This is a genomic window from Pseudochelatococcus lubricantis (assembly GCF_011762225.1).
Lineage (GTDB): Bacteria > Pseudomonadota > Alphaproteobacteria > Rhizobiales > Beijerinckiaceae > Pseudochelatococcus > Pseudochelatococcus lubricantis.
Genome location: NZ_JAASQI010000003.1, coordinates 370,566 through 391,470 on the forward strand (window position 1 = coordinate 370,566; position 20,905 = coordinate 391,470).

Genomic DNA, 20,905 nt, shown 5'->3' on the forward strand with positions numbered 1-20,905 from the left:
CACCTCGTCCGATCCGTCATGCCGCCACTCATTTCACCTGCATCGCGAGCCCAGCAACCATGAACACCACGCGATCCGCCCGCGCCGCGACCATCTGGTTGAGCCGTCCGGCGGCATCGCGGAAGCGGCGTGCCAGAGCGTTGTCCGGCACGATGCCGAGGCCCACCTCGTTGGAGACCACGACCCACGGCCCGCGCGGGCGGCCGAGCGCCTCCGCGAGCCCCTGGCTTGCCGTCTCCACATCCGGTCCGTCCGGCGACAGCATGACGTTGGTCAGCCACAAAGTCAGGCAGTCCACCAGCACCGGCATGCCTTCCGGCGTGGCGGCCAGTGCCCCGGCGACGTCGAGCGGCGCCTCCCGGGTGTTCCAGCCCGCCGGCCGCCTGGCCGCATGGGCGGCGATACGCGCATGCATCTCCTCGTCGTAGGCCTGCGCGGTCGCGATATAGCGCCACGGCGCGGGCTGCTCCATGATCAGCCGTTCCGCGTGGCTGCTCTTGCCGGAGCGCGCGCCACCCAGCACGAATGTCAGAGACGAACGGTGCGCCAAGAAACTACCCGATCCTTAGAGAAACTACCCGATCCTTAGAGAAACTGCCCGATCCGCAAAGAAACTGCCCCAGTCCGAAACCAGCCGCCGGAGCCTGAAACAGAGGGGCGCGCCCGGGCCGATTCTCCGGGAGCATAGGGCCGAACCCGCTTGCAACCAACGCAAATTTGCGCCGTTGACAGGCTCCGCTCCCCGGCCCTAGATGACGTATGACGGTCTTTCCCCGCATGAGCAATGCCGGGGAAAGCTAAGAGGGAATGCGGTGCGCAAACGTTCGTCCGCCGGACTTTCGTTTGTTATGCCGCAGCTGTTCCCGCAACTGTAGCCGGATAGCTCTTCCGCGTTGAGCGCTCTCCGATCGGAAAGCGCTCAAAGCACACAATCGCGGAGCCTGTTACGATTTCGCAAAATCGGAACACGCTCCCACGCCACTGAGTACTCGGGAAGGCGGTGGACGAGCGAGAATCCGGGAGCCAGGAGACCTGCCGTCACCCGATTCACTCTGACCGTCCGGCGGGAGAACCGGACAGGGAGCGCATTTCGATGGCTGATTCCGCCCTTTCCGCCACTCGCGGCCGCGTGCCTTGCACCATCATCACCGGCTTCCTCGGTGCGGGCAAGACGACCCTCATCCGCAACCTGCTCGAACAGACCGGCGGCAGCCGCCTCGCCATCGTCGTCAACGAATTCGGCGATGTGGGTATCGACGGCGAAATCCTGCGCAGCTGCGGCGTCGAGAACTGCCCGCAGGACAACATCGTCGAACTCGCCAACGGCTGCATCTGCTGCACCGTCGCCGACGACTTCGCCCCCGCTCTCGACCGCATTCTGGCGCTGGAGCCGAAGGTCGATCATATCCTGATCGAGACCTCCGGCCTGGCGCTGCCCAAGCCGCTGGTGCAGGCGTTCCAGTGGCCGGCGATTCGCGGGCGCGTCACGGTTGACGGCGTCATCGCCGTCGTCGACGGCCCCGCTCTCGCCGAAGGCCGTGTCGCCGCCGATCCCGCCGCGCTGGAGACGCAGCGTGCCGCCGATGCCTCCATCGACCACGACGATCCCGTCGAGGAAGTGTTCGAGGATCAGATCGCCTGCGCCGATCTCGTCATCGTTTCCAAGACCGACCTGCTCGGTGAGGCGGATCGCGCCCGTGTCGAGGAAACCCTGCGCCCGCACCTGCCGCCGGCGGTCAGGATCGTGGCCGGCGTCAACGGCAAGGTCGATGCTGCCGTGGCGCTGGGACTGGGGCTCGGCGTCGAGGACGACATCGAAAACCGCCGCACGCATCACGACGACGAGGCAGACCACGAGCACGACGAGTTCGACAGCTTCGTTGTCGAACTGCCCGCCGTCGCCCGGCCGGAAGATCTGGCGCGGCGCATCAGTGCCGCTGTCGAGGCCGAGAACATCCTGCGCCTCAAGGGCTTCGCCCACGTCGAGGGCAAGCCGCTGCGCCTGCTCGTGCAGGCGGCGGGTCCGCGTGTCGACCACTATTTCGACCGCCCGTGGAGCGCGGACGAAACGCCGCGCACGCGCCTCGTCGTCATCGGCCTCAAGGGCATCGACCGCGCGGCGATCGAGCGAATCCTCGCCGCATGAGCGCCCCGCGCCAGTGATCCGCGAAAGCACGGACCATGCATCTGCTCGCCACCACCACCGCCTCGCTGGATGACCTGATCGAGCCTGTCGATCTCGGCCAATCCCCGGCGCCGCTGGCGGCGCTGTCCTTCACGGACAGCGATCTCGCCGGCCTCGCCGCGGCCTGGCGGGAAGACCGGCGGCGGGCGGAAGACGCCATCCCGGACCTGCGGCTCGCGCATCTGCGCGACCTGCGCCATCCGATGTCCGTCGATCTGTGGATAGACCGCGTCGCGCGCCACGCGCGCGTCATCGTGGCGCGCGTGCTCGGGGGTTACGACTGGTGGCGCTATGGCTGCGACCGGCTGGCCGCCGTCGCCCGCCGCGACGCCATCGCCCTCGCGCTGCTGCCCGGCGAATGTCGCGCCGACGACGAGCGGCTCGCCGCGCTGTCAACCATCGGGACGGAAGAACGCGCCGCGCTGCTGGACTGTTTCCGCGAGGGCGGGCCGGACAATCTGCGCGCGGCCGTGCATCGCATGGCGGCGCTTGCCGGCGCGGCGGTGGTGCCGGAAGCGGCACGGCCCGTCGCGAAGGCGGGCTTCTACCTGCCCGGCGAAGGCATCGTGCCCCTCGCCCGGTTCCGTGAGACGCCGGATGCCGCGGCCTGCGTGCCGATCGTCTTCTACCGCTCGCTGCTGCTCGCTGCCGACGTCGCTCCCGTCGACGCCCTGTTCCATGCCCTGCGCGCGCAAGGCATCGCCGCCGTCCCGCTGTTCGTGCGCAGCCTTCGCGATCCGGAGGCGGTCGCCGCCATCGAGGCGGCGGCGAACAGTCTGCATCCGGCCGCCCTCGTCACCACCACCGCCTTCGCCCTCGGCGATCACGGCGGCGGCCAGCCGCTGTTCGATCGTCTCGGCGTGCCGGTGTTCCAGGCCATCGTCGCCACCACCGGCCGCGAAGCCTGGCGAGACGGTCAGCGCGGCCTTGCACCCGCAGACCTCGCCATGCACGTCGTGCTGCCGGAACTCGACGGGCGCATCATGGCCGGCGCGATCTCCTTCAAGGATGTCGGCGGCGCCGACGATGCCCTCGCCTTCACCGCCCGCGTCAACCGGCCCGAGCCCGCACTCGTCGAACAGACGGCACGCCGCATCGCCGCCCATATCCGCCTGCAGGGCACGCCGCGCCGGGAGCGGCACATCCTCATCCTCCTGCCGGATTATCCCAACGCACCCGGCCGCGCGGGCTACGCCGTGGGGCTGGACGTGCCGGCCAGCGTGCTCGCCATCCTCCACGATCTGCGCGAGGCCGGCTATGCGGTGGACGACATCCCGCCCACACCGCGCGACCTGATGCGGCGGCTGGAGACGGCCCGCGAGGCCTGGCCGCCGGGGATGTACAGCGCCTTTCTGGACAGGCAGACACCAGAAATTCGCGAGGCGATGGCGCGGGAGTGGGGCCCGCCCGACGGCGACGCGCCGGACGGCACCTTCGCCTTCCGCCATGCGCATTTCGGCGCGGCGACGGTGGCCTTCGCGCCCGATCGGGGCCGCGAGGCGGACCGACGGGCGGATTATCACGACCCGGTCCGCGCCCCCCGCCACGCGCTGCTGGCCTTCGGCGGATGGCTGCAGGAGGCGCTCGGCTGCCATGCGATCATCCATGTCGGCGCGCACGGCACGCTCGAATGGCTGCCCGGCAAGACGGTGGCGCTCGGCCCTTCCTGCTTTCCGGCGGCGGTCACGGGGGGCATCCCCGTGCTGTATCCCTTCATCGTCAGCAATCCGGGCGAGGCCGCGCAGGCGAAGCGGCGCATCGGCGCGGTTACGCTCGGCCACCTCACCCCGCCTTTGTCCATGGCCGGGTTGAGCGAGGAATATCAGGCACTTGAGCGTCTCGTCGACGAATACGCCCAGGCCGAGGGCCTCGACCGCCGCCGCCGGGAGCGACTCGCGCAGCTCATCGTCGACAGCGCGAAAAAATCCGGCCTTGCCGTGGAAGCCGGCGTCGCGGAAGGTGACGACGAGGCCTCCGCGTTGCGGCGCATCGATGCATGGCTTTGCGATATCAAGGATTTCTCCATCAAGGACGGCCTGCACATTTACGGCCGCGCGCCGGCGGGCGAAGCCGATCCGCAGCGGCTGCGCAGCGCGGATAACGAACGGGCGGCGCTGCTCGCCGCGCTCGACGGGCGCCATGTTCCCCCGGGTCCGTCCGGGGCGCCGTCACGCGGGCGCGCCGATGTGCTGCCCACCGGGCGCAATCTCTTCACCAGCGATCCGCGCACGCTGCCAACCCCGACCGCGCAGGCGCTGGGCGAACGGGCGGCGGATGAAATCGTGCGTATCTATTTGCAGGATAACGGCGAATGGCCGCGCACGCTGGTCATGGACCTGTGGGGCAGCGCCAGCCTGCGCACCGGCGGCGAGGAAATCGCCCAAGGCCTCGCGCTGATGGGCTGCCGCCCGCAATGGGACGCCGCGACCGGCCGCGTCACCGGCATCGAGGTGCTGCCGCCCGCCCGCCTGGGCCGCCCACGGGTCGACGTCACATGGCGCATCTCCGGCCTGTTCCGCGACATGTTCGCGGCCCAGATCGCGCTTCTCGACGCCGCCACGCGCGCCGTGGCACTGCGGGCGGACGAGGGCCGCGACAACCCCCTCGCGGCGGAAGCGCGGCGAAGCGATGGCGTACCTGGCCGGATTTTCGGTTCAGTGCCAGGAAGTTACGGAGCCGGCACGGAAGAGCGGCTGGCCAGCGGAGACTGGCGCGACCGAACCGAGCTGGGGCAGGCCTACCTCGACGCGGCATCCCACGTTTTCGGCGGCGCGGAGGGAGAGGGCAAGCCCGCCCCGGGCGCCTTCGCCGAGCGGGTGGCGGCCGCGCAGATGCTGGTGCACGCGGCTGACGATGCTGGCCGCGACATTCTGGAAGGCTCGGCCGATGTGGCCTTCATCGGCGGTTTTTCCGCCGCCGTAGCGGCGCTCGGCGGCAAGGCCGATCTCGTGGTGCTCGACACGCGCGACCCCGCCCGCCCCCGCGCCCGCTCGCTGCTGGAGGCGGTGACGCTCACCGCGCGCGCCCGCGCCGTCAACCCGCGCTTCATCGCCGGCCAGATGCGCCACGGCCCGCGCGGCGCGGCCGAACTGCTGGAAACGGTGGACCGGCTGGCGGGTTTCGCGGAAACCACGAACCTCATTCCGGACGACCTGATCGAAGCACTTTACGACGCCTATCTCGCCGATGAGACGGTGCGCGGCTTCCTGTTGCGGGAAAATCCGGCGGCCGCGCAAGTCATGGCGCAGCGCTTCCGCGCGTTGATTCAGCGCGGCCTCTGGCATCCGCGCCGCAACAGCGTGGGCGAGAGCCTGAGCCGCCTCACGGAAGAGGCACAGCTGCGGGAGCTTCCGGCATGAATGCGGCCGTGCTCTCCGGCTCCCCCGAACCGTGGCGGCGGCGTGGCGCCTGCCCCTCGCTCGCGCGCCCCATGCAGACGGGCGACGGCCTGCTGGCGCGCCTCAATCCGGCCGGCGGGGAATTGTCGGCGGCGCAGCTTGCGGGCATCGCGCAAGCCGCCCTCGCGCACGGCAATGGCCTCGTCGAGATCACAGCGCGCGCCAGCCTGCAGGTCCGTGGCCTGACGGACGCAGGCGCAGCGGCATTCGCCGGGGCCATCGCCGCGCTCGGCCTGCCAATGCGGGACGGCCCGCCGGTGGAAACCGGGCCGCTCGCCGGTCTCGACGCCTCGGCCCTTGTCGATCCCCGGCCGCTTGCACGCGAGTTGCAGGACCGCGCGGCGGCGGTGCGTCTGGCGGAAAAGCTGGGGCCGAAAGTCTCCGTCTCCATTGATGACGGCGGCATGCTGCCGCCCGGCGCAACCGGCGCGGATATCGGTCTGGAGGCCCGCGCGACGGAAAGCGGCCACCCCTGTTGGCGCATGCGGACGCGGGGCCGGCAGATCGAGGGTCTGGAGCCGGGGCGCGCCGCAACGCTCACGCTGTCGCTTCTGCAAGCCATCGCCGCGAAAGGGCGAACGGCCCGCGCCCGCGATCTGGCCGACAGCGATCTTGCAGCCATCGCCGGCGACTTCGTCAGCGACGGCGCGTGTGAGGAGCGTCCGTCGCCGCCGCCCGTCGGTGTCTTTCCGCTGGCCGGCGGCCTGTCCGCGCACGGCGTCGCCCTGCCGTTCGGCCAGACCCGCGCCGAAAATCTGCTGGCCGTTGCGCAGGCGGCGGATGCCGCTATCCCGATGCGTCTGGCGCCCGGAGGCGTGCTCGCCATCGGCCTGCCGGACATCGAGGCCGTCCGGTGGCTGGAAGCCGCCGGGAGGCACGGTCTCGTCGTCGGGCCTCACGACCCGCGCCTCTTCATCCATGCCTGCGCCGGCGCGCCCGCCTGCGCGGCGGCGCATCTCGACACGAAGGCGCTGGCTGAGGCCATCGCCCGCCAGCCCGGCCTTGCCGGAGATGACGTTCGCGTGCATCTGTTCGGCTGCGAGAAACGATGCGCCCGCCCGGCAGGCGCGGTCGTCACGCTGACCGGCCATGCCGACGGTTGCGACATCGCGGCCAACGGCATTCCACTGGGCGACAGCAGGAAGGCAACGCTTCTCGACATGGCTTCACTCCACAGGACGACGGCACCCGCATGAGCGTACCCACGACCGGCGATTTTCCCGACTATCTCAAGGACGGCGACGCCATTTACGAGCGCTCGTTCCGCATCATCCGGGAAGAGGCGGACCTCTCGCGCTTTTCCGACGAGGAGGCGGAAACCGCGGTGCGCATGATCCACGCCTGCGGACTGGTGGAAGCGGCGGCGCATTTCGTCTTCTCGCCGGGCGTGGTCGCGGCCGCGCGCCGGGCGCTGCAGGCGGGGGCGCCGATTTTCTGCGATGCGGAAATGGTGGCCCACGGCATCACCCGCGCCCGCCTGCCCGCCGGCAACGACGTGATTTGCACCCTGCGCGATCCGCGCACGGCGGAACACGCCCGCGCCATCGGCAACACCCGCTCTGCCGCCGCCATAGATCTGTGGGGGGAGCGGCTCGCTGGCGCCGTCGTCGCTATTGGCAACGCACCGACGGCGCTGTTTCACCTGCTCGACAGGATCAGTGCCGGCGGCGCGAGGCCTGCGGCCATTGTCGGCATTCCCGTGGGTTTCGTCGGCGCGGCGGAGTCGAAACAGGCGCTGGCCAGCAACCGCCAGGGCATTCCCTTCATCACCATGGCCGGCCGCATGGGTGGCAGCGCCATGACGGCGGCAGCGGTCAACGCCCTGAGCAGGAGCGGATCGTGAGCGGAAAACTGATCGGCGTCGGCACGGGCCCCGGCGACCCGGAACTCCTGACGTTGAAAGCCGTGCGGGTCCTAAACGAAGCCGATGTCGTGGCGCATTTCGCCAAGCGCCGGGAGGACCACCTGCGCGGCAGCCGCAGCAATGCGCGGCGCGCGGCGGCGGTCCATCTGCGCCCCGGTGTTACCGAGCTTCCCCTGCTCTATCCCGTCACGACCGAGATCGACAGGGCGCATCCCGACTACACCGCCGCGATCACGGGATTTTATGACCAGTCGGCGGACGACATCGCCGCCCACCTCGACGAAGGGCGGACGGTCGCCGTGCTGAGCGAGGGCGACCCGTTCCTCTACGGATCGTACATGCATCTGCATGTACGCCTTGCGCATCGCTACTCGACGGAAGTGGTGGCTGGCATTTCCGCGATGTCCGGCTGCTGGTCGGCGGCGGGATTGCCGTTCGTGCAGGGCGACGACGTGCTGACGGTGCTGCCCGGCACGCTGCCGGAGGCCGAGCTGACGCGGCGGCTGGCGGACACGCAGGCCGCCGTCATCATGAAAGTGGGGCGCAACATGCCCGCCGTCCGCCGCGCCCTCGCCCGAACCGGCACGCTGGAAAAGGCGCTTTATGTCGAGCGCGGCACCATGAGCAACGGCATGACGATGCCGCTCAGCGAGAAGGCCGACGACGACGCGCCCTACTTCTCGCTGATCCTCGTGCCCGGCTGGGAGAGGCGGCGATGAGCGGAAAGCTGCACGTCATCGGCATCGGCCCCGGCCACCCGGACCAGATCACGCCCGAGGCGCAGGAGGCCATCGCCGTCTCGACGGACCTTTTCGGCTACGGCCCCTATCTCGACCGTCTGCCACCCGCCGCCGGCCAGCAGCGGCATGCGTCGGACAACCGCGAGGAACTGGCGCGGGCGAGAGCGGCCCTCGATCTCGCGGCATCGGGAAAACGGGTGGCAGTGATATCGGGGGGCGATGCGGGCGTGTTCGCCATGGCGGCGGCGGTCTGCGAGGCGGTCGAGCACGGTCCCGCCGCGTGGCGCGCGCTCGACATCGCGGTCGTTCCCGGCCTCACCGCCATGCTCGCGGTTGCGGCGCGGGCGGGGGCGCCGCTGGGGCACGATTTCTGCGCGCTCTCGCTGTCCGACAACCTGAAGCCGTGGCCGGTGATCGCCGGGCGATTGCGCGCCGCCGCGGCTGCCGGCTTCGTCATCGCGCTTTACAATCCGATCAGCCGCGCCCGGCCCTGGCAGCTCGGGGAGGCGTTCGCGATCCTGCGGGAGCAACTGCCGCCGGCGACGCCCGTCATCTTCGGGCGCGCGGTGGGGCGGGCAGCGGAGCGCGTCACGATCACGGCCCTCGCCAGCGCCGATCCCGCCCTTGCCGACATGGCGACCTGCGTGATCGTGGGCTCGCCCGGAACGCGGGTCGTCGAGCGCCCGGGCCTGCCGCCCCTGGTCTATTCGCCGCGGTCGTCGGGAGCGGACATATGAGGCAGCAGCACGCGCAGCGCCGGGAGTGCCGCATCGGCATCGGGCACGGTCATGTCGGGCGCATGTCCGGCCGCGTCAACGGACGGGCGTTGCACCATGACGACCGGCAGATCGAGCCCGCGCGCCGCCGCGATCTTGCCATAGGTCGCCGCGCCGCCGCTGTTCTTGGCGACGATGACCGTCACCCCGTGCGTCTCAAACAGGCGCCGCTCCTCCGCCTCCGCGAAGGGGCCGCGTGCCAGCACGGCTGTCGCGCCGGGCGGCAGCGCGTCCTGCGCAACGGGCTCGATGCTGCGGACAATATAGCGATGCTGCGGTGCCCGCCGGAACGGCGCGACCTCCTGCCGGCCGATGGCAAGGAACACCGTCTGCGGCGCCTCGCCCAGCGCGGCGGCGGCGCCGGCCATGTCGGGCACCTCGATCCAGCGGTCGCCAGACTCGCGCGGCCAGGCCGGGCGATCGATGGCGAGCAGCGGCACGTCCGCGAGGCGGGCGGCGAGAATGGCATGGGCGGACATGCGCGCCGCGAAGGGATGGGTCGCGTCGATCAGCACGCGCACGCCATGGCGGCGCAGATGGTCCGACAGCCCTTCCACGCCCCCGAAACCACCGGTGCGGACATGCAGCCGCCCGCCCTGCGGCAGTTGCGGCTGCGCGGTGCGCCCGGCGAGCGACAGCGTGACCGCGAGCGCCGGCCAGGTGTCCAGCTGTTGCGCCAGTTGCCGCGCCTCGCCCGTGCCGCCAAGGATGAGGATGGGGACCTGTTTGCGATGATCGGCCGTCATCATGGCATCTAATGGTCTCCGCTCGCCCGCAGCAATGGAAAAGTGGCTTGCCGTGGTCGGCATCGGCGAGGACGGCGTGGCGGGCCTCGGCCAGGAGGCGCGCGGGCTGATCGCCGGCGCCGCCCATGTGTTCGGCGGCGCGCGGCATCTCGCGCTGGCGCAATCCCTCATCCGCGGCGCGGTACATCCGTGGCCGGCGCCCTTCGACACCGCCGCGCGGGCCGTGCTGGAGCTGCGGGGGCAGGCGGTCTGCGTGCTGGCATCCGGCGATCCGTTTCTGTACGGCGTCGGTGCGACGCTGTCGCGCCATGTCCCGCCCGGCGAAATGCGCGTCGTCCCGGCGCCGTCGGCCTTCAGCCTGGCGGCGGCGCGCCTCGGCTGGGCGCTGCAGGATGTCGGGACCGTTTCGCTGCACGGGCGGCCGATCACGCTCATCCTGCCGCTGCTGCATCCGGGGCGGCGCGTTCTCGCCCTCACTTCGGACGGGCAGGCGCCCGCCGCCATCGCGGCCCTGCTGACGGAAGCGGGCTTCGGCGCATCGGACTTCCACGTGCTCGAAGCGCTGGGCGGCGCGGAGGAAGCCGTGCGCGCCAGCCGCGCGGATGCCGTCGGCGATGCGGTTTTCCACCCGCTCAATGTCGTGGCCGTCATGGTTATCGCCGGAGAGGCAGCGCGCATTCTGCCGCGCGCGCCGGGACTGGATGACGGCCTGTTCGCCCATGACGGCCAGATCACCAGGCGTGAGGTACGCGCGCTCACGCTGTCCGCGCTTCAGCCCCGGCGCGGGGAACTGCTGTGGGATATCGGCGCGGGCGCGGGTTCCGTCGCCATCGAATGGATGCTGGCGGACCCTTCCCTGCGCGCCGTCGCCATCGAGGAGAACGAGACGCGCGCCGCCCGCATCCGCGAGAACGCCGCCCGCCTCGGCGTTCCGGGCCTGCGGATCGTTACCGGCGCCGCGCCCGCCGCGCTCGACGGTCTGCCGCAGCCGGATGCCGTCTTCATCGGCGGCGGAGGAACCGACGCGGGTGTCGTGCCGGGCGCCATCGAGGCGCTGCCGCACGGCGGCAGGATGGTCGCGAATGCGGTGACGCTGGCGATGGAAACGCTGCTGCTGGATCTGCATCGGCGGCACGGCGGCGAGCTGACACGCATCGCCCTCGCCCGCGCCGCGCCGCTCGGCGGCATGACCGGCTGGCGGCCCGCGATGCCCGTCACGCAATGGCGATGGGTGAAACCGTGAGCGCCGCACGGACGGAAAAAGCGGCGGGCATCGGCTGCCGAAGGGACGCGCCGCTTGCGGACGTGCTCGCGGCCATCGACGCGGCTCTCGCCGTTCAGCAACTCAGTCGCGGCGATCTCGATGCGCTGGCCACCATCGCGCCGAAGCGACATGAGCCCGCCATCTCGGCGGCGGCGGAAACGCTGGGCGTGCCGCTCGTCATCGTCTCCGCCGCCGCCGCGCGGGACGCCTCCGGCCGCTGCCTGACGCTGAGCGCCGCCTCGCTTGCCGCCACCGGTGTCGCCTGCGTATCCGAGGCGGCAGCGCTTGCCGCCATCGGGCCGCGCGGACGGCTCGCGCATCCACGCGCCATCCGCGGGGCCGCCGCCTGTGCGATTGCCACCACACCGCCATCTGTTCGGGAGGCACGGTCATGACCGTTCATTTCATCGGCGCGGGTCCGGGCGCCGCCGATCTCATCACCGTGCGCGGTCGGGACCTGATCGCGCGCTGCCCTGTCTGCCTTCACGCGGGCTCGCTGGTGCCACCTGCCCTGCTGGACTACTGCCCCGAAGGCGCGCGCATCGTCGATACCGCGCCGCTGACCCTTGACGAGATCGAGGCGGAATACGCGCGCGCCCATGCCGCCGGGCACGACGTGGCGCGGCTGCATTCGGGCGATCTTTCCGTGTGGAGCGCGGTGGCCGAGCAGATTCGGCGGCTTGAGGCGCGCGGCATTCCCTATACGCTCACGCCCGGCGTACCTGCCTTCGCGGCGGCGGCTGCAGCGCTGGGGCGCGAACTGACTTTGCCGGGCATCGTCCAGAGCCTCGTGCTGACCCGCGTTTCCGGCCGTGCATCACCGGTGCCGGCGGGCGAGACGCTGGAGGCCTTCGCCCGCACCGGCGCGACGCTCGCCATTCACCTCGCCATCCATCGCCTCGCCGACATCGCGGCGGCGCTCACGCCCGTCTGCGGCGCGGATTGCCCGGTGGCCGTGGTGGTGCGCGCCTCGTGGCCGGACGAGCGGATCATCCGCGCGACGCTCGCCACCGTCGTGGACGCCGTCGCTGCCGATCCCGTGGAACGCACGGCGCTCATCCTCGTGGGGCGCGGTCTGGCGGCGGGCGACTTTCAGGACAGCGCGCTTTACAGCGCGGATTATCAACGGCGTTTCAGGGGGCGCGACGGCAAGGGGAGCCACAGCTTGTGACCACGAAAGGCATCATCATCGGCGCGGCGCGTTCGGGCGCGGGCAAGACGAGCGTCACCATCGGCCTGATGCGCGCGTTAGGGCGGCGCGGCCTTGCCGTGCGCGGGGCAAAATCCGGCCCGGACTACATCGACCCCGGCTTCCACCATGCGGCGACCGGCGCGCCGGGCGTCAATCTGGATAGCTGGGCGATGGCTCCCGGCTTCCTCGACCATCTGGCGCACGCGCAGATCGGGGGCGCTGACGTGCTGGTCGTCGAAAGCGCCATGGGTCTGTTCGACGGCATCGCATCCGACGCCGGGCGCAGCGGCGCGGCGGCGGATCTCGCACGCCGGTTCGGGTTGCCGACGCTGCTCGTGCTCGACATCTCGGGCCAGTCGCAGACGGCCGCCGCCATCGCGCGCGGCTTCGCGGCCCATGATGCGGAGGTGCGCATAGGCGGCATCGTGCTCAACCAGGTCGCGAGCGAGCGGCACGAACGGCTGGCGCGCCAGGCCATCGAGGCGCTCGGGCTGCCGGTCGTCGGCGCGGTCTATCGCAATGCGGACATGGCCCTGCCGGAACGTCACCTCGGCCTCGTGCAGGCCAGCGAACACGCGGCGCTCGAAGCGTTCATCGAGCGGCTGGCGGACAGGATGGAAGCCTCGCTCGACCTCGACGCCGTGCTCGCCATGGCGGCTCCCCTGTCGCCGGCGCCGGGCAGTGCGGCGTTGGCGCTGCCGCCGCCCGGCCAGCGGATCGCCGTCGCGCTCGACGGCGCCTTCAGCTTCATTTATCCGCATGTCACGCGGCTGTGGCGAGAGGCGGGCGCGGAAGTCCTGCCTTTTTCGCCGCTTGCGGATCAGGGGCCGGACGCCTCCTGCGACATCTGCTGGCTACCCGGCGGCTATCCCGAGCTGCATGCGGGAAACCTCTCGGCCGCGCGCATCTTCCGCGACACCCTCGCCCGCTTCGCTGAAACCCGCCCGGTGCATGGCGAATGCGGCGGCTTCATGGTGCTTGGGCAGGCACTGGAGGATGCGGACGGCGTCACCCATCCGATGACGGGGCTGTTGAGCCATGTGACGAGCTTCGCGAAGCGCAAGATGAATCTGGGCTATCGGCAGGCGGCGCTGCTCGCCGACAGTCCCATCGGCCGCAAGGGAGACAGCGTGCGCGGACACGAATTCCACTACTCCCGCGTCATCGCCACCGGAAGCGACGCCACCCTCGCCGACCTGTTCGACGGACAGGGCAACAGCCTCGGCCCTTCCGGCGCGCGGCGCGGGCTGGTGAGCGGCACGTTCTTCCACGCCATCGCGCGTCATTCCGCAGGGACCTGAAGCGTGAAAGCCGATTGCCCCGCGCCGCTGGCCGATTTCCTGCACTGCGTGGGCTTCTACACCCGCATTCCCGTGCCGACCCTGCCGCAGACGGACCGCTCCTTCGCGGCCCGGCAATGGGCGGCGCCGCTCGCCGGGCTGGTGCCGGGCGCGGCGGGCACGGGCGTGCTGTGGCTGGCGCTCGCCGTGCACCTGCCGATCGAGGCCGCTGCCGCGATTGCGCTGGCCGGCACGGTGCTTGTCACCGGTGCGCTCCACGAGGACGGCCTGGCGGATGTCGCGGACGGTTTCGGCGGCGGGCATGACCGCGAGCGCAAGCTTGCGATCATGAAGGACAGCCGCATCGGCACCTATGGCGTGCTGGCGCTGGTGCTCGGTTGCCTGGCCCGCTGGTCGGCGCTCGTGGCGCTGGCGTCCGCCGGCATGGCTGCCGCCGCGCCGGCCCTTGTCGCCGCTCACGTCGCGTCGCGCGCCCTGATGCCCGCCTTCATGAACGCCGTGCCGCCCGCCCGCGCCACGGGCCTGTCGGCCGGCATGGGGCGTGTCGGCGGGAAAACCGCCGCCGCCGCCCTGGCGATAGGCGCGGTGGCATTGCTTCCCGGCGGCCTTTCCTTCACGCTCGCGGCGTCGATGCTCCTCGCCCTATGGTTTCTGGCGCTCAAGCGCCTGTGCGAGCGCCAGATCGGTGGCCAGACGGGCGACGTGGTGGGCGCGCTGCAGCAGGGAGCGGAGATCGTCCTGCTGCTGTCCGCCTGCGTCTTCCTGTCCTGAGAAGCGTCCCGGAGCCATATCCATGCGCCATATCGTCGTCATCGGCATCGGCAGCGGCAATCCCGAGCACATGACCGTGCAGGGCATCAACGCCCTGAACCGCGCCGATATCGTGCTGATCCCGCAGAAGGGCGAAGAAAAGGCGGAACTGGCCAGCCTGCGCCGCGCGATCTGCGCCCGCTACCTCACCAATCCGCGAACGCGCCTCGTGCCTTTCGACCTGCCCGTGCGCGACGCCGCGCGTGCCGATTATCGGGAGGGCGTCGACGACTGGCACGCCGCCATCGCCGCAACCTACCGCACGCTGCTCGCCGCGCATCTGGCGGAAGACGGCACGGCGGCCCTGCTGGTGTGGGGCGACCCGTCACTCTACGACAGTACCCTGCGCATCATCGAGCGCCTGCGGGCGGGCGCGGATTTCGCCATCGACCACACCGTCATTCCCGGCATCGCCAGCCCGCAGGCGCTCGCGGCCAGCTTCCGCATGCCGCTCAACACCATCGGCGGCGCGGTTCATGTTACCACCGGACGCAGGCTGGCGCGGGAGGGGTTTCCGGACAACGCCGACACGGCGCTCGTGATGCTCGACGGCGACATGAGTTTCCGCCATCTCGCGGGCGATGACTTCGATATCTTCTGGGGCGCATATCTCGGCATGGCGGACGAGACCGTCATCAGCGGCCGGCTCGCCGATGTCGCGGAAACAATCGCCGCGACCCGCGCCGGGCTGCGCGGGCGCAACGGCTGGATCATGGATATCTATCTGCTGCGACGGCGCTGAACGCCGCGTCAGTCTTCGGATATGCCCGCTTCGGCGAAGGTGGCCATCTGGTTGTGGCATGCGAGCGCGGCGCGCAGGATGCCCAGCGCCAGCGCCCCGCCGGAGCCTTCGCCCAGACGCAGGTCGAGGTCCAGAATGGCCTGCTTGCCGAGCGCCGCCAGAAGACGGCGGTGGCCGGGTTCGGCGGAGACGTGGCCAGCAAGGCAATGATCGAGCAACCGGCGGTCCAGCCCATGCAGCACCGATGCGGCGGCAGTACAGATGAACCCGTCGAGCAGCACCGGGATGCGTGCGGCCCGCGCCGCGAGAATCGCGCCGCAAATGGCCGCCTGTTCGCGCCCGCCGAAAGCCGCGAGGACGTGCAGCGGCTCAAGCCCCCGATGCCGCGCGAGGCCCTTTTCGACGACGTCCGCCTTGCGTCGCACGCCCTCGGCGTCCGCCCCCGTGCCGGGTCCGACCCACTCCGCCGCCGGGCCGCCGAAGAGCGCCGCCGCCAGCGCGGCCGCAACGGTACTGTTGCCGATACCCATCTCGCCGAGAATGAGCACATCCGCACCGGCATCGACAGCCGCGGCACCCCGGTTGAGCGCGGATAGCGTCTCGCCCTCCGTCATCGCGAATCCGGCGGTGAAATCGGCCGTGGGGCGGTCGAGATCGAGCGGGATCACTTCCATGTGCGCATCGGCCGCGTGGCAAAGCCGGTTTATCGCCGCGCCGCCCGCGCGGAAGTTGGCGACCATCTGCGCCGTCACTTCCTGCGGATACGGACTGACGCCCTGCGCGCAGACGCCGTGATTGCCGGCGAAGATCAGCGCCTGTGCTTGCCCTATCTGTGGGCACGGGTTCGCCCGCCAGCCGGCCATGAACAGCGCCAGCTCCTCCAGCCGCCCGAGCGAGCCTGCAGACTTCGTCAGCCTGCGCTGGCGCAGCGCCGCCGCGTCGCATGCCGCCTCGTCGAAACCGGGAAGCGCCGACGTCAGCGATGCGATATCGGACAGCGTGGCGAAAGGCACCCTGTCACGTCCGCCGCATCGCGGCGGCAACGCGCCTGATTCGGTAAGAAACACCGTCGCCTGTCCTCATCTGGCGCGTGGCGCGCCTCTTGTTCTTCGGCCCGCCGCAAAGCATAAGGAGAGGGATCGGGAAAGAAAATTGGGAACCTCGCAACAGCCCGGCGAAAAGGCACAGTGCAATGACCGTTTTTTCCGCTGACGACGCCGGGACGCTGCTTCGCATCCTGCGCTGGCGGCGCGACGTCCGTCATTTCCATCCGGATCCGATTCCCGAGCCGGTGCTCGACAGGCTATGCGCGGCAATGGACTGCTCCCCATCTGTCGGCAATGCGCGGCCGTGGCGGGTGATCCGTGTCGAGGACCCTGCCCTGCGTGCCGCCTTGCGCGCCAATTTCGAAGCCGCCAATGCGGAGGCCCGCGAAAGCTATCGTGGCGCACGCGCCGAAGCCTACGGACGGCTCAAGCTCGCCGGACTCGACAAGGCGCCGGTGCTGCTGGCGGTCTTCACCGATATGGCGCCAGAAGCGGGTGAGCGCCTCGGGCGCGCAACCATGTCCGAGACGCTGCGCCAGTCCACCGCCATGGCGATCCATACGCTATGGCTTGCCGCGCGGGTGGAAAATCTGGGCCTCGGGATGGTCTCGATACTGGAGCCGCAGAAGGTGAAGGCGCTGTTCGGCGCGCCCGATTGCTGGGAGTTCTCGGCGCTTCTGTGCATCGGCCGGTCCGAATTCGATGATGACACGCCACTTCTGCATCGCACGGGCTGGCAGGAGAACAGTGCCACCTGCTGGCAGCGGCGTTAAAGAGATTCCGGAAAAATGGAGACTATTCTAGTATAATTTGATACATTAACAATAATATATATAAAATCCGATGCGTTTTTAATATAATTTGCTTCAGGCCCATTCCGACTATATTGGATAAGCTTATTAAACTGAACTCTCTCAAAATTAGAAACCTGAAAACCATCCCGCCTCAATCTGAACAGGATAGTTTCCAGGATCTGTCCTGCAACGCTCGGGAGCCGTGCGGGTCGTGTCCGTTCAGCTTGCGGGAATGGCCGCCTTCAGCGTCCGGATGTTGTAGCGGAACAGGTCGACATAGGTGGAGGCCGGGCCGTCCTTGCCCGAAAGCGCGTCCGAATAGAGCGTGCCGCCCACCTTCAGGCCCGTTTCCGTCGCTATCTGCTCGATAAGCCTCGGGTTGGTGATGTTTTCGAGGAAGATGGCGGAAGCCTTGTCCTCCTTCACCTGCTCGATGAGTTTCGCCACGTCCGAAGCTGACGCTTCCGACTCTGTCGAAACCCCTTCCGGCGCGATGAATCTCAGCCCGTAGTCGCGCTCGAAGTATCCGAAGGCGTCATGCGACGTGATGATGGTACGCCGGCCGGCCGGGATCGCGCCGATGGCGTCCCGCACCTCCTTGTCGAGATCGGCAAGCCTCGCGGTGTAGGCCGCGGCATTGGCCGTGTAGATCGGACATCCCGCCTTGTCCGCCTTGCAGAAGGCATCCGCGATGTTCTTCACATAAATTTCGGCGTTGCGGACCGATTGCCAGGCGTGCGGATCGAACTCGCCGTGATGATGATGGCCAGCGTGGTCATGGCCCTCATGCCCCCCGGCCTCATGGTGGTGTTCGTCCTCGCTCGCCTTCAGCGGCGTGATGCCCTGGCTCACCTCCACGACAGATGCCTTCGCGCCGCTCGCCTCAACGAGCCGCCCGATGAAACCCTCGAAACCGAGACCGTTGACGAGGATGACGTCTGCGCGCTGCAGCGCGGCGGCGTCGGCAGGGCGTGGCTCGTAGACATGGGCATCACCGTCCGGGCCGACGAGCGTCGTGATGGCCACGCGGTCCCCGCCGACATTCCGGGCAAAATCGCCGATGATCGAGAAACTCGCCACGATATCCAGTTCGGCCGCCGAGACAGTCGTCGAGAAACCGGCGGAAAACGTGAGCAGGCCGGCACAGGTCGCAACGCGCAACATCCTGAACATGAAGGAACTCCTTTCGTTCGTCAGGCTGTCCGGTGGCGGCTCGATCAAGGCCGGCGCAGCTGAAGGCGAGATCGTCGAAACGCAGGCAAACGTCGGTCGTCGCAGCTTTGCAAACGGGCAACCCGGCAAGGGATTGACAACTCCTGCATATGTAATGTTATTACACACGTCAATGAAAAGTTATGTAATAACGTTTCAAATATGATGCGCGACCGCAGTCTCCGCCAGGGAGCGTCCGGAGCCGCCGCCGCGCAAGGTGTTTCAACAGCTCATGATGGAAGGATCGAACCCGATGAATCCGAAAAGCAATCGCGCGCGCCTGCTGGCTGCCGCAGCCGCCGGCGTCGTGCTGGCCGGCCAGATGGCGTTTGCCGGCGAGACGGGCGAGACGAGGGAAGCGTGGCGGCTGTTTGTCGCCGACCACACCCGACCCGTCGTCCGCGTGCTCGATTTCGATGACGGCAAGGAACTCGCCCGCTACGACATCAAGGGATACGCGACGCTCACCGCCAGTGCGTCCGGGCAAACTGTATTCGCCACGCAGTCGGATTCGGACATCGTGCACGTCATCGGTACCGGCATCGCGCTCTCCGACCACGGCGAGCATCGCGATCTCGATGTCTCCGACCCTGCCCTCCTGCCGGTGACGTTCGCGGGCAAACGGCCCTTCCACGTCGTGCCTCACGACGACCATCTGATCCTGTTCTACGACCGGGGCGGCAAGGCGGAGATCATCGACGAGGCGGCGCTTCTCGACGGCACGGCAAAGGTGCGCGAGATCGACACGACGGCCCCGCACCACGGTGTCGCGGTGACGATGGGTCGGTTCGTGCTCGTCTCGGTGCCCGACACGAGTGCCGAAACGAAGCCGGATACGTTGCCGCCGCGCATCGGCCTGCGGGTCATCGACGGGAGCGGCAAGCAGGTCGGCGACATCGCGAAATGCACCGATCTGCATGGGGAAGCCACGTCGGCCCGGCTCGTGGCCGTGGGCTGCAAGGAGGGCGTGCTGGTCGCCCGCCCCGGCAAGGAAGGGCCGGAACTCAAGCTGCTGCCGTATCCGGAGACGCTGCCGAAAGGCTACGTCGGCACCCTGCTCGGCGGCAAGGCGCTGCAGTTCTTTCTCGGCAACTACGGCGAAGACAAGGTCGTGCTGATCGATCCCGACAGCGACGAGCCCTATCGCCTCGTCGAACTGCCGACGCGGCGTGTGGACTTCATTCTCGATCCGGCAGACGTGCGCAACGCCTATATCCTCACCGAGGACGGCGACCTGCATGTGCTCGATGTCGTCAAGGGCGAGATCGTCCGCAAGGCAAAGGTCACCGAGCCCTACAGCAAGGATGGCCACTGGCGGGATCCGCGCCCGCGTCTTGCCGTGGCGGATGGCCAGATCGCCATCACGGATCCCCGGCACGCGCTCGTCCGGATCGTCGATTCCGGAACGCTGAAGGAGAGCCGCACGATCCCGGTCGACGGGCAGCCCTTCTCCATCGTCGCCGTCGGCGGGTCCGGCGCGTCGCACTGATAGGGATATCCGTCCCGTTGGGGGCGGCGCGATCCCGGCGTTTCCGTTCCGGATTGGTCACCGTCGGACAAGGGTCGCGTCCGCGCGGAATGCATTCAACCTGAATCGGAAGTCGCTGAAGAAATCAAATCTGGAAGCCGTCCTGTCTTGATGTAAGCAGGGCAGCTTCCAGACACCGGCCGTTCCCGTCACATGAGCAGCGCCTGCAGGACCAGGAATGCGGCGACGCCGGCGACGATGGTCGCGAAAAGGCTGCGGGAAACGGCGCCGGCAGCCGCCGCGACGATGGTGGCCACGAGGGAGATGCTGATCCCCGACGGCGTCATTGCCGGCCGGCCGACGACCTCGGCGGTGACGAGGGCCGCCATGATCGCCGAAGGAACGAAGCCGAGCCAGTCGAGCAGCACGGCGGGCATGCGCATCCGCGACAGGAAAACGATGGGCAGCGCGCGGACCAGCAGCGTCAGGGCGGCGCAGACCGCTATGGTGGATAATATTTCGCCATTCATGATTCTCTCCCGCCGGAGCGGCCTAGACGCAGCAGCACGGTCGCAACTGTCGCTGCCAGAACCGTTGCGGCGAGAATCGCGACGCTGGGATCGATCCTGCCGACGCTCACAGCGGTGGCGGCGACGGCGACCGCGATGGTGAGCGTTTCGAGCTTGCGGTTGCGGCTCGCGAACCAGATCATCATCAGCAGGCCGATGAACATGGTGACAAGGCTGAAGCCGAGGCCACTGGTGAGGGCAGGCGGCAGCGACGAGGCCAGCAACGCGCCGGCGATGTTGGCGACAATCCAGTTGATCCACGCCGAAAGGTTGAGGCCCAGCAGCCAGGCGAAGGGCAGCGCGCCGTGACGCCGGCCGTACTGGGCCGCCACGCCGAAGGTTTCGTCCGTCAGCAGCGCGCCGCCGATGACCTTCTCGAAGGTCCGCGCGTTGCCGAAATAGATCGCCATGGCGCTGCTCATCAGCAGATAGCGCATGTTGACCAGCAGCACGGCCAGCACGATCGGCAGCATGCCGTCGCCGGTGCCGTGCATCGAATAGAACAGAAACTGGGCCGAACCGGCATAGAGCAGGCCGGCCAGCGCACAGATCTCCCCGAGCGAAAAGCCCGCGAGCGTGCCGATCGCGCCGGCGGCAAAGCCGATGCTCCAGTAGCCCAGAACCGTCGGCCCACAGGCGACAACGCCTTTGCGGAACAGGGCGGCGGCACTATATTTTTCGTTTCCGACGTCATATGTCGAACTGTTTTGCGTAACCATGCTTCCCAACCTCGCGCGGAGAGCGTTTGTTACCGCGCCAACAATTCAGGAATATTGGAAAATCCTGCGCCTGCACGGC

At 69.1% G+C, this 20,905-nt stretch carries 21 protein-coding genes and 1 riboswitch; of the genes, 15 read left to right on the top strand and 6 right to left on the bottom strand.

Annotated features, from left to right (window positions below; translation table 11 throughout):
* Positions 1–28 precede the first annotated feature (28 nt).
* Entirely contained in the window at positions 29–550 is a 522-nt protein-coding gene (gene cobU, locus FHS82_RS08530; protein WP_208394153.1) for a bifunctional adenosylcobinamide kinase/adenosylcobinamide-phosphate guanylyltransferase, read from the bottom strand.
* Positions 551–746: 196 nt separating this feature from the next.
* Positions 747–1,054: riboswitch (cobalamin riboswitch) on the top strand.
* 39 nt (positions 1,055–1,093) lie between these two features.
* Here cobU and cobW point away from each other — a divergent pair.
* From cobW to FHS82_RS08555, 6 genes are read left to right on the top strand one after another with little or no spacing between them, the layout of a single operon-like run.
* Positions 1,094–2,146, top strand: a complete 1,053-nt coding sequence (cobW, locus tag FHS82_RS08535; RefSeq protein ID WP_166950937.1) for a cobalamin biosynthesis protein CobW — start codon at positions 1,094–1,096, stop codon at positions 2,144–2,146.
* A 35-nt stretch (positions 2,147–2,181) separates the two neighbouring features.
* Complete coding sequence (gene cobN / locus FHS82_RS08540; protein WP_166950939.1) at positions 2,182–5,544, top strand: cobaltochelatase subunit CobN; 3,363 nt, start codon at positions 2,182–2,184, stop codon at positions 5,542–5,544.
* Positions 5,541–6,779 (top strand): precorrin-3B synthase, encoded by a 1,239-nt coding sequence (cobG, locus tag FHS82_RS08545; protein ID WP_166950942.1) that lies wholly within the window; start codon positions 5,541–5,543, stop codon positions 6,777–6,779. Before cobN ends, cobG begins: the two co-directional genes overlap by 4 nt.
* Positions 6,776–7,426, top strand: a complete 651-nt coding sequence (locus tag FHS82_RS21110; RefSeq protein WP_246225195.1) for a precorrin-8X methylmutase — start codon at positions 6,776–6,778, stop codon at positions 7,424–7,426. The genes cobG and FHS82_RS21110 overlap by 4 nt, the downstream gene beginning before the upstream one ends.
* Positions 7,420–8,166 (top strand): precorrin-2 C(20)-methyltransferase, encoded by a 747-nt coding sequence (locus FHS82_RS21115; RefSeq protein WP_343042543.1) that lies wholly within the window; start codon positions 7,420–7,422, stop codon positions 8,164–8,166. The genes FHS82_RS21110 and FHS82_RS21115 overlap by 7 nt, the downstream gene beginning before the upstream one ends.
* Positions 8,163–8,924 (top strand): precorrin-3B C(17)-methyltransferase, encoded by a 762-nt coding sequence (locus tag FHS82_RS08555; protein WP_166950947.1) that lies wholly within the window; start codon positions 8,163–8,165, stop codon positions 8,922–8,924. The genes FHS82_RS21115 and FHS82_RS08555 overlap by 4 nt, the downstream gene beginning before the upstream one ends.
* Here FHS82_RS08555 and FHS82_RS08560 read toward each other — a convergent pair.
* Positions 8,891–9,712 carry a cobalt-precorrin-6A reductase gene (locus FHS82_RS08560; RefSeq protein ID WP_377700214.1) on the bottom strand — a complete coding sequence of 274 codons (822 nt, stop codon included), beginning with the start codon at positions 9,710–9,712 and terminating at the stop codon, positions 8,891–8,893. The two genes, FHS82_RS08555 and FHS82_RS08560, sit on opposite strands and share 34 nt — an antisense overlap.
* Between FHS82_RS08560 and cbiE the strand changes: the two genes are divergently transcribed.
* The 6 genes from cbiE to cobF are packed head-to-tail and all read left to right on the top strand — an operon-like array spanning position 9,711 to position 15,018.
* Complete coding sequence (gene cbiE, locus FHS82_RS08565; RefSeq protein ID WP_208394154.1) at positions 9,711–10,952, top strand: precorrin-6y C5,15-methyltransferase (decarboxylating) subunit CbiE; 1,242 nt, start codon at positions 9,711–9,713, stop codon at positions 10,950–10,952. The two genes, FHS82_RS08560 and cbiE, sit on opposite strands and share 2 nt — an antisense overlap.
* A complete protein-coding gene (locus FHS82_RS08570; protein ID WP_343042533.1) occupies positions 10,949–11,368 on the top strand; it encodes a cobalamin biosynthesis protein in 420 nt (139 codons plus the stop codon). The genes cbiE and FHS82_RS08570 overlap by 4 nt, the downstream gene beginning before the upstream one ends.
* Complete coding sequence (gene cobM, locus FHS82_RS08575; protein WP_166950953.1) at positions 11,365–12,144, top strand: precorrin-4 C(11)-methyltransferase; 780 nt, start codon at positions 11,365–11,367, stop codon at positions 12,142–12,144. The genes FHS82_RS08570 and cobM overlap by 4 nt, the downstream gene beginning before the upstream one ends.
* Complete coding sequence (locus FHS82_RS08580) at positions 12,141–13,466, top strand: cobyrinic acid a,c-diamide synthase CobB (protein ID WP_166950956.1); 1,326 nt, start codon at positions 12,141–12,143, stop codon at positions 13,464–13,466. The genes cobM and FHS82_RS08580 overlap by 4 nt, the downstream gene beginning before the upstream one ends.
* Before the next feature lie 3 nt (positions 13,467–13,469).
* Entirely contained in the window at positions 13,470–14,237 is a 768-nt protein-coding gene (locus tag FHS82_RS08585) for an adenosylcobinamide-GDP ribazoletransferase (RefSeq protein WP_166950958.1), read from the top strand.
* Between the two features lie 22 nt (positions 14,238–14,259).
* A complete protein-coding gene (gene cobF, locus FHS82_RS08590; protein ID WP_166950961.1) occupies positions 14,260–15,018 on the top strand; it encodes a precorrin-6A synthase (deacetylating) in 759 nt (252 codons plus the stop codon).
* Between the two features lie 8 nt (positions 15,019–15,026).
* Here cobF and cobT read toward each other — a convergent pair whose 3' ends face one another.
* Positions 15,027–16,031, bottom strand: a complete 1,005-nt coding sequence (cobT, locus tag FHS82_RS08595) for a nicotinate-nucleotide--dimethylbenzimidazole phosphoribosyltransferase (RefSeq protein ID WP_343042534.1) — start codon at positions 16,029–16,031, stop codon at positions 15,027–15,029.
* 179 nt (positions 16,032–16,210) lie between these two features.
* Here cobT and bluB point away from each other — a divergent pair, with 179 nt between their 5' ends.
* Entirely contained in the window at positions 16,211–16,837 is a 627-nt protein-coding gene (gene bluB, locus FHS82_RS08600) for a 5,6-dimethylbenzimidazole synthase (protein ID WP_166950964.1), read from the top strand.
* A 240-nt stretch (positions 16,838–17,077) separates the two neighbouring features.
* Here bluB and aztC read toward each other — a convergent pair whose 3' ends face one another.
* Complete coding sequence (gene aztC / locus FHS82_RS08605; RefSeq protein WP_166950969.1) at positions 17,078–18,031, bottom strand: zinc ABC transporter substrate-binding protein AztC; 954 nt, start codon at positions 18,029–18,031, stop codon at positions 17,078–17,080.
* Between aztC and FHS82_RS08610 the strand changes: the two genes are divergently transcribed.
* A complete protein-coding gene (locus tag FHS82_RS08610; protein ID WP_166950973.1) occupies positions 18,030–18,236 on the top strand; it encodes a hypothetical protein in 207 nt (68 codons plus the stop codon). The genes aztC and FHS82_RS08610 overlap by 2 nt on opposite strands.
* An 87-nt stretch (positions 18,237–18,323) precedes the next feature.
* The gene (aztD, locus tag FHS82_RS08615; RefSeq protein WP_166950991.1) at positions 18,324–19,559 is read left to right on the top strand and encodes a zinc metallochaperone AztD; all 1,236 of its coding nucleotides are present in this window, start codon (positions 18,324–18,326) and stop codon (positions 19,557–19,559) included.
* Positions 19,560–19,747: 188 nt separating this feature from the next.
* Here aztD and FHS82_RS08620 read toward each other — a convergent pair whose 3' ends face one another.
* Together FHS82_RS08620 and FHS82_RS08625 are read right to left on the bottom strand one after the other, a co-directional pair.
* Positions 19,748–20,068 (bottom strand): AzlD domain-containing protein, encoded by a 321-nt coding sequence (locus FHS82_RS08620; RefSeq protein ID WP_166950995.1) that lies wholly within the window; start codon positions 20,066–20,068, stop codon positions 19,748–19,750.
* A complete protein-coding gene (locus tag FHS82_RS08625; protein ID WP_166950998.1) occupies positions 20,065–20,826 on the bottom strand; it encodes an AzlC family ABC transporter permease in 762 nt (253 codons plus the stop codon). Before FHS82_RS08625 ends, FHS82_RS08620 begins: the two co-directional genes overlap by 4 nt.
* Positions 20,827–20,905 lie beyond the last annotated feature (79 nt).